The organism is Bacillus sp. FDAARGOS_1420, from assembly GCF_019344915.1.
Lineage (GTDB): Bacteria > Bacillota > Bacilli > Bacillales > Bacillaceae_G > Bacillus_A > Bacillus_A mycoides.
In genome coordinates this window covers 846,150-858,414 of the sequence record NZ_JAHWJB010000002.1, presented here as the reverse complement: position 1 = coordinate 858,414, position 12,265 = coordinate 846,150, and the positions used below count along the sequence as shown (strand labels likewise).

Here is a 12,265-nt window from a genome sequence, read left to right as displayed (position 1 = left end):
TTTTTCCTCCCTTACTGTCCGTTTAACCATTTTTTAATTACTTTTGCAGTACCTTCTACATGCTCTTTCGTAGCTTCCTGCACTTGATCATCTAATGTAGGTTCTGATGGTTCTACCGGTTCTGGTTCTGGCTTTGGCTCTGGTACTATTTTTTCTTCAGGAATTTCCAGGATACTTTCACTACTAGCAGCAATCTCTTCTTCTGCTAAGTATTCTTCATATTCCTCTTCCTCTCTCTTTTTCTTACGTCTTGCTAAGAAGAACCATACTAGGCCAATTAGTGCTAGCAAGCCAGCTGTAATTCCACCGAATAACCACCAGTTCATACCACTTTTTTCTGGCTCTTTCTCTTTTTCAACTTTCGGCTGGTCGAACTGAACAGTTACAACGTTAACTTGACCGTTTGTAAAGTTTCCATTCGGATCAGCTTGCAGCCCAGCTGCTGTGCCAATCGCTTCTTTAAATGTTGTCATATCAATTTTTCGTTTTACTAACGTATCGTTATCTACCCATACAACAACATTTGTTTTTGTTAATTCCGGATGTTTCTTAATTGTTTCAACTGTTTTATCTATTTCATAGTTTTCAATTTTGTTACCATTTTTATTATCGTAGACAACTTTACCGTTTTGATTATTGTTCGTACCGTAGTTCGGCACTTCACCGTTCGCTGTAATACCCGCACCTTGCTTCGTATCTGCTCCTTCTTGCGCAGTAGAACTTTCCTCTTGCTCTTGTTTACTGCGAAGTACACCTTTATCGCCATATTTTTCTGACTGACGTGTAACTTCATCGTAGTTTACAGACACTTTCGTATTCACTTTATATTCATTTGATTTAAACATCGTCATTAACGTTGCGTCAATATCTTGCTTTAATTTACCTTCAATTTGATGCTGCATCTCTACTTCTTTTTCATAAGAAGAGGAACTGTTAGAATGCGCTTCATCTGTTCCTTTTGAGATGATACCTTTTTTACTATCAATAACACTTACTTCTTCTGCTTTCACGCCAGGAACTGCCGCACTAATCATTTGCTGTATACCAGCAACTTGATCAGCTGTTAATAATTGTCCACGCTTCACACCAACAGTTATCGCCGCTGTTCCTTTTGCTTTTTCTTCATCAAAAATTGTTTCTTTTTCAGGTAATGTAATTTGCACATTTGCCGTTTCAACTGTCGCGAAGTTTCGTACAATATCTTGCTCCAATTGCTTTTTCGTGCCGACAATCTGCTTCATTTTCTTATCTTGTTCACTTGAACCGAGTGAGCTTTCTAATAGAATTTCCTCACCGCTTTTTGAATTAAACGGCAAGCCCATTCCATTCATTTCTTTTCGAACCCATGGAGCATCGTTCTTTTGCACTCGAATCGAACCATCGGCTGCTAATTGGTAATCAACACCTAGCTTCGATAATTCTGCTGTAATCTCTTGCTTATCTGTATCATTTAAATTTTGATATACAACAACATATTTATCTGGCAAGGTGAAGTATAAAAGTGCTCCTGTTGCAATCGCTAAAAGCGCAGCACCAAGCACTAACTTATGCCACGTTTTCAACGATTGGAAAACATTTTTTATCTTTTCCATTTAAATACACCCGTCCATTTTCCTAAATTTGCATATTAATTAGTGACTTATAATTTTCAATAAGATTATCGCGTACGAGAGCAGCTGTTTTCATTTGTGATTCAGCTTTCTTTTGCTGAATTAAAACGTCATGCGTTTCTCCTACCCCTTTTGTCAGTAAATCATATACTGCTGTTTGGGCATTGTTTTGCGTTTGATTCATATCTTCCAATAAATCAATAAACTTTTTGCCTTCAACTACAGATGTTTCTGAAGTTTTCTGTGTGCCAATCGGCTGAATCGCTCCAAATGGCTGTGTATTTAACATTGGTTGAATTTTCATATTTCCCCTCTTCCCTCTTATCCTCGGCCGATTTCTAAATCTTTATCGAGCATTTTTTTGTTCGCATTTAATACACTTGTATTTGCTTCATACATTTTTTGAGCAACCATTACATTCGTCATCTCAGCTGTCACATCAACGTTCGGATAACGTACATATCCTTCTTCATTTGCATGCGGATGCGTCGGATCATACACAAGATTTTCATTTCGATCCGTTTCAATACTTTTTATTTTCACTCCGTTAGTAGGAGCTCCATCTAGCATACCTGCAAAACTATTATTTGATTCTAACACCACACTTCGGCGGTGATACGGCTCTGCACCCGGTGCTCCCGTCGTATTTGCATTTACGATATTGTTAGAAGTAACTTCCATCCATTTTCTCGCTGTAGTTAGCCCTGAACCACTTGCATTAATTGCCTGAAACATCTTTGTCTCTCCTTTTACTATTAACGTCCACGTGCTGCTTGGTTAATAGCGTATTGCGTATTAATTGCATTAATTGAAACACCGTATAATTGGTTTGTTTTCATTAAATCTAGCATTTCTGTCGTTACATCAACACTGTTTCCATCTTTATTCGTTTGCATTGATTTCGTTTGAATCTTTGCGTATGTATTTTTCGTATTTGCTGTCGGTAAGTGCATTACATTCGTTTGATATAAATCTGGATTACTCTTTAAATCCGCAGCATTTTTTTTGTATAATGCACTGCTCATATTCATTTGCTCAGCAAATGTTACATCTTGTGCTTTATAGCCAGGTGTATTCGCATTTGCAATATTACTAGAAACGGTATTTCGCTTCGTTACTAAATAGTTCATATAATGACTTACATCACTAACTAAATCTGGCATATTCCACACCCTTCCTTTTCCATCATGCTCGTTTAGCGCATGATTATCCACTGATGGAAGTTTCACTTTATTATTCATTTTCCTATATGTATTTATTTATTAAAATATTATCTATTTTGTACCCTTACATATTTTATTCCATTTTCCCATTGTTGTCTTTAGAAAAATACAAAAATATAAAAAAGAATATAAAAAACTGTATACGCGTAGTAATCCATGTACCATTTTGATATATAAACAATAAAAAAAGAACTTCCATACACTTCTCTCCATAAAATAAAGACATCTTATTTTTCATTGCTTGGATTATTACCATTCTTTTTATTACAGTCATAAAGTGAAACCTCAATCAGCGGAACGCCTTATTCAAACAATGGAATGGAACCCCTTTTAAAAGGAGTATCCATTTCCATACTTTCCTATTAAAATTTACCGTAAAACGAATTCGCTTTCATTCGCCCATCATTTGTCATAATCATTTCTTCCAAAATCTTTTGCTTATCTCGAATATGCTGTGCTGCCTTAATTATTAATGGACTCACTTCCGCTGCAACATCTGCTCGCGTCTTTTCATCCAATGTCATCATCCAGCGATTTAACATAGCACTCTTCTCAGCAAATTCTTCATCTGACACTTGCAATTCACCGATTTCATTAAAACAGCCGACAAACGCTCGATAAATATCATTGTTCATTTTCGAGTGCTCCGCGGTAACCGTCTATTAAATCTTGTAACACTTGTACAATCGCATCCATGTCTTTTGCTTCACGCGTTACTTTCATTGTCTGAATTTGAATGCTAATCCAATCGTATAAACCGAATAGACTATCATATAAATCTTTAGTAATCTCAGGATTTAATTGAAGCTTTAACTCTTCAAAAATACGTTCTAATTTTTCAAGAAGCGCATCTCCTTCTTGTAGTTTAAAAGTATTTAAAAGTTCTTCTAAATTACGAAACTCAACGATACATCTTTCATAAATAAAAATTGTATTTTTAATTGGATTACTCGTCATAATATCATTTTGCATATAACGTTGCCATGCTTGCATACAATCACTTCCTTAACTTTCATTAATCATCACTTTTTTGTTTTGTCATTGCTTTAATTGTTTTTAGTTGGCTATCTAGCGCCGCTAATGTACTTTCTAGCTTTTGATACTTCTTCACAATCTCATCTTGTTTTTGCAGATTTTGTGTTTCAATATCTTTAATCTTTTTATCTAAATCACTTACACGTGAATCGATGTTTTTTACACGCTCTCCGACTACACCTTTATCACCAAATAGTTTATCAAGTGGTTCTTCCATCATCTTCCCTAAACCGTTAGAACCAAAGAAAAATTGCTTCGCTGCATCCGGCTTGTCTTTTAACGCTTTTGTTAATTGTTCATCATTAACTTCCATCGTCCCGTCTTGCTTTAATTGGATACCAAATGAGAATAAATAATTACCGTCTTGAGAAAATGTCACGACATTATTCATCGCTTGACGTACACTTTGCATAATGGCTTGACCTTGGAAAGCTCCACCTTTCCCAGCAAAGATATCTACTGTAGAAACAGCTTTATTATAATCCGCCACCATCTTTTTAATAACATTCGATGCATCTGTTACGTTTGAGTCACTTACTGTAAACTTCAGATCTATACCTTTTGCTTTTGGATCTGTTGTTGTACCTGCATCTGGTGTTCCTTCTGCTTTCGGCTCAGTTACTTTTAACAATTCAATTTTCACGCCCGGAAGAGCTTCAATTGTATTGGTAAAACTTTCAGTTTCAATACCATTAATACTATATTTGGCATTTTGCGCTTCATTAATTGTATTGACTGCTGTCCCATCCGCCTTAGCTAAACCAATATCTTGAAACAGTGTAGATGTGTTCCCCTTAAAATTAATTTCTCCATCTGTTCCTTCTTTTTTCGAGGACATAAAGATTTTATCTCCAAGTGTATAAGCCGATACACCATAATCTCCGTCATTAATTTTGTTAATTAAATCTTTATATGTCATATCAGTTGTTACTTTTAGTTCTTTACCGCCTAGTTGTAATGTTTCATCTTTAGGAAGCTTCGCATTTATATCAGCAATCTTATTAGAGGCTATTTGATGACGTTGTGCAAGCTGTGTAATCGTCATATTAAAAGTTCCTGCAATCGCTCCACCATCAGCTTTTACATTAATATAACCGTCTTGTGATGTTGTTACCTTTTTCTCATTTCCTTTAAAAGCTGCTAAGTTTTTAAAAGTCTGTGTAAAAGAACTAAATTCTGATTTTAAACTTGTATATAATAGTTTATCGTTTGAAAGATCACTCTTTTCTTTCGTATACGGTGCTTTTCTCATATCTAACGCTTGCATTTCTAATTCTACAAAGTTAGAAGTATCGATCATATTATTTCCGAGGTTCCAAATCTGTTGTCTACCACCAATACCTGTTAACGTCCCTGCCATATTTCTCACTCCTTATTGTTTACATATAATCTAAAATGCTCGTTTTACTCATCGTACTAACCGCTTTAAGCGTCGCTTCATACGTTGCATTGATATATGCTAGGTCAGAAATTGCTACCGCTAAATCAACATCTTCAATTTCTTTACGGTTTTCTTGAAGTGCTAAATTTTGCTCGCTTAAAATCGTTTTAAACGTCTCCATTGTGTTCATTGTTGAACCAACTTCAGTTGTGCGGTTAATGATGCTATCTAAGTTTTTCTTATTTTCTCCTAATAATGGTTGCAAAGCTTTTTGATCACCGTTATTCAGCGCTTCACTCATCTGTTTTAACGTTTTTATAACTGGGGATAATAATTCTTCTCCGTTACGAAATGCTTTTAATTCATAGCCATCATTTAGTTGCCAGTTCACATCATTTTTTCCACCTTGATACGTACCATCCTCTGTGAATGGAACTTGTTCAGCGCTATCACCACCGAAAATATAACGGCCTTGCTCTTTCGTATTCGCTAAATACACAACTTGTTTTAAAATTTGATCAATCTCTGCACCGATTGCCTTCAATTCTTTTTCGCTATTCGTTCCATTTAACGCTTGTACTGTTAATTGATCCGCTCTTGTTAAAGATTTAAAAACACCTTGTAAAGTATTTTCAGTTTGTGTTAATACATTTTTCGAATCCGCTAAATCTTTTTGCATTTGTTCAATATTTGCTAACGAATGCTGAATCGCAAATGATTTACTTGCCGCAAGTGGGTCTTCGCTCATAAGAAGATTTTTCTTCCCAGAAGTTACTTGATTTCGATGATATTGCTGTTGCACATTCAAATCCATCATCTGATTCTTTGCCCAGCTTGCATTTTGAAATGTAGATACTCTCATCTTTACCTTCTCCTTTATCTATATTTGAATTGGCGCGAAGAAGAAACCGCACCTATATAAAGCTATCCTCTTCCCTCATAAAAAAAGACTTTTTCGTTTTCATTTAATTTACATGGGGGAGGACGCTTGCTAAACATGGCTATTCTCCCCCTTAACTTCCCATTCAACCATCTCATATCTCTGGTCTAACATGGCTTGGTCCACTAAAAGGCTCTGTCCGCTTCTACCGTGCGCCGGACCCTCTCTTCCATCACAAAAAAAGCTTTTTCGATCCTTCTACATGTTATCTAATAATCGAAAACAAACTATCAAACACTTCATTCATCGTCGTAATAGCTTTAGAGTTTGCAACAAAATATTTTTGGAAAGCCATTAAATTAACCATTTCCTCTTCCATATTAACGCCTTCTATACTCATCTTTTCTTCCTGAATACCTTCTAATAAATCTTTATGAATGTTTTGATAAGCATTCACTGCACTTTTATCAGAAGCTACACCAACTATAAATTGGTCTAATGCTTGTTTATAAGAAAGACCTTCTTTATAATCTCCATCTGTAATTCCTGCTAGTTTATTTGCTGTTTCAGCGGAGATTTTCATTTTCGAAACATCTTTTGCGAATTCAGGGTTTAACTGAATATCTTTCGCATGATCTCCAACGAAGAAATCTTTTCCCATCACTGTATTCACTTGACCTTTTACAGAACTCATTAATTCTTCAAGGTTTTTCTTATAACTAGCAATCTTCGCTTTCGTATCTATCGCTGATTGAATTGCTCCACCATTTAAAGGAATATCTGATCCATAAATCGCAACAGACATTGGTTCTTTTTCTTTATTTAATTGAAGTGGATATGTATCTTGTCCATTTACTGTTAAAACACCATTCATTCTAACACTCGCGATATTAGGATTCATAGATTCATAAGATACTTCAATATTGGCATACTTAGACATCTCTGTAACGATGCGATCACGTTCGTCTAATAGTTGATTAGGTACTTGTGTCCCTGCTTGTCCAATTTTTTTATTCGCCTCTGCTAAACTAGCACCAAGACGATTAAATTCATTCACATGTGCTTCAATATCTTCTGTCGTCTGTGCTTCTGCTGTATCTAAGTTTTTCGCAAGACGATTTATTTGACTTGTGAACTTTCCAGTTTCAGAAACTAATGTATCGTAGTAGTTTGGCTGTTCTGGATTTTTTGCAACTTCACGAAAAGCATTGAAGAATCCATCCATTAAACTAGATAATGAATTTTTCCCTGTCGTTCCTACCATAGACTCTACTCGTGATAAAGTAGAATTCATATATGCGTAGTAAGAGAACTGTGACAACTGATCATTAAATTGCTTCGTTTTCACTTCATCTGTAATACGGTCAACTCCTAATGTTTGTACACCATAACCGATTCTCTGTTCAGGCGTATGACCGTTACTTGCTCCAACAGATCCGTAATTTACCATTTGACGAACATAACCCGGCGTATGAATGTTAGATAAGTTTTGTTTTGTCGTTTGTAATCCCATTTGGGCCGCTAGCATACCAGATAACGGCGTATTATAATCAGATAATCTCATAATGCTTCACTTCTCCTTTACAATAGTTCATTCATAAAGATTTGCGAATTATTGTTTTTCTCCAAATTGTATTCAGAAACGGAATCCACAATACTTTCTGTAGTTTTTAATAGTACGTTTAAGTAATATTGATTTTTCAAAAGAATCATTTTTACATTTCCTTCTAATTCACTTAAGTTTTTTTGTAATTCTTCCATTTTTTCAATTTCTTCCTGAGAAAAATACAAAAATAGTGAACGCATACGCAAAGGTTCGATTTTCTTTTCCTTACAAAGCTGAACAACTATTTCCTCAAAAGAGCGAGATAATCCTTTTACACCTTCTATGTATTGCAATTGCTCTACTTGTAGCTTTTGAACTGCATTTACATTTTTATGTTTTAAATTCTCATATATTTGTTCGCCAAGCGTTTGAATATTTTCATATGCCTTTTGAATAATAACGAGCTTTTCATATAATTGTATGTACATATAGCTTCCTTCCTTCTTACAAGACTAAATTTACAATCAAACCATGAATTTCTCCAATTTGATTTAACATTTCTAAATGCCCTGTTTTCGTATTAATTAAATTCATAACATCTTCTAACTCAGTTAATCCCATTTCAGCTTGTTTTACAATCGTCATTTTCTGCGAATATCCGTAACGCGGATGACGAGACATAACATCTTTATACTGCAATACATTATCAACGTAAAAATTCAAAAATGATTTTACAGTATTTTTGTATTCCATAACATTATCGAGCGTTAACTCTAATTCGATTTTCTCTTTAATTTCTCCAATGTTATCAACAAGTGCTTCCATTTGTTCTAACAATTTATCTTTTTTCGGATCTGCATGCAAATTATCCGAAAAAGCAAGTCCTGTCCTGACATTTGCTTCTTTCGGCATTTGAGTAGCAGGCGGTATATGCGATAAAATTGGATTATGCGAGATAGAACGCAGCATATATATCACCTATTTATTTTTTTATTTCCTTCCAAACTTAATCGTAAAATCCAGTTATTTATAATTATACTCTGTACAATGATATTTTGCAGTTATTTTTTATAGAAGATATGTTACAATTTAGCATGAGGTGGCACAAATCTATGAATATTTTTCTTTGTGGTTCAAATCAATTAACAGCATTAGATCAGGAAGAAATAAAAAAATTTTTAATTGACTATGCTCACAAACATAAAATTTACATATTATGTTATAAATCTATTGAAAATGAAGTTCTTCGTTTTTTCATTGAAAACGAAAGACTTGCTCAAAATTTATGTCTTTACACACTACAACCGTTACAAGTATTAACAGACGAATTTCAAGAAGTCGTTGATTACTTAAAAAAACACGGAGCCGAGTATATTGCTTTTGATCATCCTTCCGACTCCATTTATCGATCAGATTATATGTTTTTTATAAAGCAAATTGTCGAAGATACCGATTTAGTTCTCTGTTTTTATAACGGAGATAAACATACGTCTGTCATTCCCGTTGACGTTGCAAAAGAAGCAGGAATTGATGCTGTTATTTATGATTTACCAGGCTTACATGAAAAGCAGATGAAAAAAAGCTTTGAACAAAAAATTCGTATGATGTAAAGGGGGAGGCACAATATCGTTATTGTGCCTATTGTAAATATGATAACTGAACAAGATTATAATCAATTTGTCGTAAGTTTTAAACAGCACTTTAATATGGATATCGCTTCCTATAAGCAAGATAGAATGCGCCGAAGAATCGACGCTTTCATTTCGAGAAAAGGTTTTGAAAATTACACAAATTTTTTAAATAATTTACGCACCGATCAAACGTTATTTTTAAGTTTTATTGACTATATTACAATTAACGTATCAGAGTTTTTCAGAAATAAAGAGCGCTGGCAAACGTTAGAGACGAAAGCTCTACCAAAGCTACTTGAACAAAATAACGGTAAATTAAAAATTTGGAGTGCTGCTTGCGCTGCCGGTGAAGAACCATATACACTTTCTTTAATATTATCGAAGCATCTAGCTCCGTTTCGTTATGACATTCAAGCAACGGATCTTGATTTTCATGTTTTAGAAACTGCAAAACGTGGTCAATATACAGAACGCTCTTTGAAAGAATTACCTAATGATTTAAAACAACGTCATTTCACAAAAGAAGATGATACATATATATTGCATCAAAATATTAAACAGCAAGTTACATTTAAACAACATGATTTATTAATGCAGACATTTGATACGAACTACGATTTAATTATTTGTCGAAATGTAATGATTTACTTTACAGAAGAAGCAAGAATAAAGCTTTATGAAAAGTTTAGTCGTTCTTTACGAAAAGGCGGCGTACTATTCGTTGGTAGCACAGAACAAATTTTAACACCCGAACGCTACAACCTTCAGCGTTTCGATACATTCTTCTACGAAAAAATATAAAAAAAGGTCGTCATAATTGAAATGACGACCTTTTTTTATTATATAATACGAATCAATATGATACCTATAACCCATATAAAGAGAAATAGAGCTGTAACAGACCATTTATGCTCTTGAATCGTATGTTTCAACGCATGAGATAATTGCGTCATATTCATTTCTGCAAGTGCTCTCCACACGCTCACATCACGTTCTTTAGAAATACGATCTGTACCGCTAATTAAGATTGTTTCATTAGACAATTTCGTCATGTAAGCTGTAATAACCGTTATCATTAAATTCGTATTTCCTTCTGATGTATCTTGTTCCACTCTAGAAATGAGCGCACTTACATCAAGTAACGGAATATGCACTTTTCTTCCAAACGAAAGCTGCACTTCAGCGAAATCATACGTTCCGTCTAATAACGGAACTCCCTTTATATGCGCTTGTTTAATAAGCCCCTGCAAACTTTTAACAATTTGTTCATATATTTTTTCCGATTGCTTTCCTTCCTCAGACAACATATGTAGCTTTGAAAACAACTGCAACACGGTATCCATTTCCTTAGAAAGCATATCTTTTACAATCTTTCCATCACCTAAACTCGCAAGTAGAATCCCTATTTCATTATTTTTCGAAATGATTTGGGACCGCCCGGTAAACACAAGATTACTCCGTTTTCGCTCTTTTTGAATTTCATGTTCTGAAATAGCTGCAGGCTGTTTTAATGGGTGTAGCGTCTTATTTTCAATTGTAGTACGTTTAATTTCCATCTAAGCGCCTCCACTACTATCAAATTATTAGCCCCACTCTTTATTACTCTTTAAAACTAAAAATAGTACAAATAATCCTGACATAACAGCAAACACATTAGAAGCCTGTACTCCCTGCTCACTTTTTCCCTCTTTCTTTTCTTGTTGTTCTTCTATTTTCTCTTTCTTTTTAGAAACGACTTGATTGTCATTTCCGCTTTTTTTCTCTTTATGAACCTTCACATTATTTACTTCCTTGTTGTCTGTTAACGACTCTTTTATAACGTAGTTGATTTCCTCTTTTTCTTTCAACGGCTCTTTTATATAAGAGTTCACTTTCTCTTCTTGCTTTGGAATTTGAACAACTGGAAGTTTTTCTTCTGGAAGCGGCATCTCTATTTTCGGATCTTCCTGCTTCTCAATTTCTTTCTTATCTTCTACTTCATTTTGATTCTCTTGCTCTTCTATCTTTTCATCATCTTTCACTTTTTGTTCGATGATAGAAACGATATATTCACTCTCTGTCACAAGTTTGTTACCTGCCCCATCTGTTACTTCCACAATAAGTTGATGCGGCCCAACAGGTAAAGCTTCTGTTATTTCAAATATTTTCTGCCAATCCATGTCGCGTTTATTATAGTTTAATAAAAAAGCAATAGCGTTACCGTCTTCTTTTCCTTTTAATATAACGCGCACTTCTTTAACAACCGATTCTATATCTACCGTTTGTACTCGTATATGAACGGATTCTCCCTTTTTCCGTTCAATTAAGTTCCCTTTTGCCTCATCAATACTAACTTTCTCTAACTTTGGCAATTTTTTATCTATAGTTGGTGCTTCATTGTTTATACGAATGAGCGGGACATTTAATTCGTTCTCTATTACTTCTTCCTTCTCATCTTCTTTATAGCTTTCAACGAGCCTAAGGTTCCAATCACCTTGTAAATCATATATTCCGGCCTTATAATTAGCGATCCATCGCTTCGTTTCTTCTTCATACTCAAAAGATATTATTCTCTCTTGTCTGTACTGCTCACCATTTTTTTGTAATTGTAATATGCCTTTTACACTTTGAATGTTTTTTTCATTTGATTCTACAGCAATCCGCACTTCTTCGCCAACCTTTAGCTCCTGCTTATTAACTGTAATAACCCCTCGGTCTGTTTCTATCGTTCTTTCTTCTTTTTTTTCTTTCCCTTGCTCATTTTCTACTACTTTTTTTTCATCTTCAACCGAGGGCATTTCCACTTGTTCCGGCTGTTCCTGAACTTCTTTATTTTTTCCCTCTTGGTCATTCATTTCGCTTATATTTTGATCTTGTACACCTTTTTCTTCTGCCTGCCCTTGTGATGGTGAAAATATGCATATATGTAAGAATAGCCAACTAACTAGAAAAAACTTTACTTTTTTCATCTATTTGTTCA

General features: G+C 34.6%; 15 protein-coding genes. 2 read left to right on the top strand and 13 right to left on the bottom strand.

Going from position 1 to position 12,265, the window contains the following annotated elements; translation table 11 throughout:
* Nucleotides 1-11: 11 nt before the first annotated feature.
* The 11 genes from fliF to I6L50_RS14735 all read right to left on the bottom strand — a co-directional run bounded on the left by fliF (nucleotide 12) and on the right by I6L50_RS14735 (nucleotide 8,644).
* Nucleotides 12-1,592, bottom strand: a complete 1,581-nt coding sequence (gene fliF, locus I6L50_RS14785) for a flagellar basal-body MS-ring/collar protein FliF (protein ID WP_219301907.1) — start codon at nucleotides 1,590-1,592, stop codon at nucleotides 12-14.
* 22 nt (nucleotides 1,593-1,614) lie between these two features.
* A complete protein-coding gene (fliE, locus tag I6L50_RS14780; protein WP_002064631.1) occupies nucleotides 1,615-1,914 on the bottom strand; it encodes a flagellar hook-basal body complex protein FliE in 300 nt (99 codons plus the stop codon).
* Nucleotides 1,915-1,931: 17 nt separating this feature from the next.
* Complete coding sequence (gene flgC, locus I6L50_RS14775; RefSeq protein WP_219301906.1) at nucleotides 1,932-2,345, bottom strand: flagellar basal body rod protein FlgC; 414 nt, start codon at nucleotides 2,343-2,345, stop codon at nucleotides 1,932-1,934.
* Between the two features lie 20 nt (nucleotides 2,346-2,365).
* Nucleotides 2,366-2,851, bottom strand: coding sequence for a flagellar basal body rod protein FlgB (gene flgB / locus I6L50_RS14770; protein WP_078184231.1), 486 nt, complete (start codon nucleotides 2,849-2,851; stop codon nucleotides 2,366-2,368).
* A 344-nt stretch (nucleotides 2,852-3,195) separates the two neighbouring features.
* Entirely contained in the window at nucleotides 3,196-3,468 is a 273-nt protein-coding gene (locus tag I6L50_RS14765; RefSeq protein ID WP_002126578.1) for a hypothetical protein, read from the bottom strand.
* Nucleotides 3,458-3,826: a flagellar export chaperone FliS gene (locus I6L50_RS14760; RefSeq protein WP_002012050.1), complete on the bottom strand. Its 369-nt coding sequence runs from the start codon at nucleotides 3,824-3,826 to the stop codon at nucleotides 3,458-3,460. Before I6L50_RS14760 ends, I6L50_RS14765 begins: the two co-directional genes overlap by 11 nt.
* Before the next feature lie 22 nt (nucleotides 3,827-3,848).
* Nucleotides 3,849-5,228: a flagellar hook-associated protein 2 gene (locus tag I6L50_RS14755; RefSeq protein WP_002012051.1), complete on the bottom strand. Its 1,380-nt coding sequence runs from the start codon at nucleotides 5,226-5,228 to the stop codon at nucleotides 3,849-3,851.
* 19 nt (nucleotides 5,229-5,247) lie between these two features.
* Nucleotides 5,248-6,111, bottom strand: coding sequence for a flagellar hook-associated protein 3 (locus I6L50_RS14750; protein WP_193664246.1), 864 nt, complete (start codon nucleotides 6,109-6,111; stop codon nucleotides 5,248-5,250).
* A 283-nt stretch (nucleotides 6,112-6,394) separates the two neighbouring features.
* The gene (gene flgK, locus I6L50_RS14745; RefSeq protein ID WP_144508533.1) at nucleotides 6,395-7,693 is read right to left on the bottom strand and encodes a flagellar hook-associated protein FlgK; all 1,299 of its coding nucleotides are present in this window, start codon (nucleotides 7,691-7,693) and stop codon (nucleotides 6,395-6,397) included.
* A 17-nt stretch (nucleotides 7,694-7,710) separates the two neighbouring features.
* Entirely contained in the window at nucleotides 7,711-8,163 is a 453-nt protein-coding gene (locus tag I6L50_RS14740) for a hypothetical protein (RefSeq protein WP_219301905.1), read from the bottom strand.
* Nucleotides 8,164-8,179: 16 nt separating this feature from the next.
* The gene (locus tag I6L50_RS14735; protein ID WP_002086502.1) at nucleotides 8,180-8,644 is read right to left on the bottom strand and encodes a YaaR family protein; all 465 of its coding nucleotides are present in this window, start codon (nucleotides 8,642-8,644) and stop codon (nucleotides 8,180-8,182) included.
* Nucleotides 8,645-8,787: 143 nt separating this feature from the next.
* On the opposite strand from I6L50_RS14735, the gene I6L50_RS14730 reads away from it, so the two are divergent.
* A complete protein-coding gene (locus I6L50_RS14730; RefSeq protein ID WP_219301904.1) occupies nucleotides 8,788-9,285 on the top strand; it encodes a flagellar motor switch protein FliG in 498 nt (165 codons plus the stop codon).
* Nucleotides 9,286-9,324: 39 nt separating this feature from the next.
* The gene (locus I6L50_RS14725; protein WP_002166047.1) at nucleotides 9,325-10,107 is read left to right on the top strand and encodes a CheR family methyltransferase; all 783 of its coding nucleotides are present in this window, start codon (nucleotides 9,325-9,327) and stop codon (nucleotides 10,105-10,107) included.
* A gap of 38 nt (nucleotides 10,108-10,145) precedes the next feature.
* Here the strand turns inward: I6L50_RS14725 and I6L50_RS14720 are convergent, their stop codons facing one another.
* Nucleotides 10,146-10,862: a hypothetical protein gene (locus I6L50_RS14720; RefSeq protein ID WP_002030922.1), complete on the bottom strand. Its 717-nt coding sequence runs from the start codon at nucleotides 10,860-10,862 to the stop codon at nucleotides 10,146-10,148.
* 27 nt (nucleotides 10,863-10,889) lie between these two features.
* Complete coding sequence (locus tag I6L50_RS14715) at nucleotides 10,890-12,254, bottom strand: transglycosylase (protein ID WP_219301903.1); 1,365 nt, start codon at nucleotides 12,252-12,254, stop codon at nucleotides 10,890-10,892.
* Nucleotides 12,255-12,265: the final 11 nt, after the last annotated feature.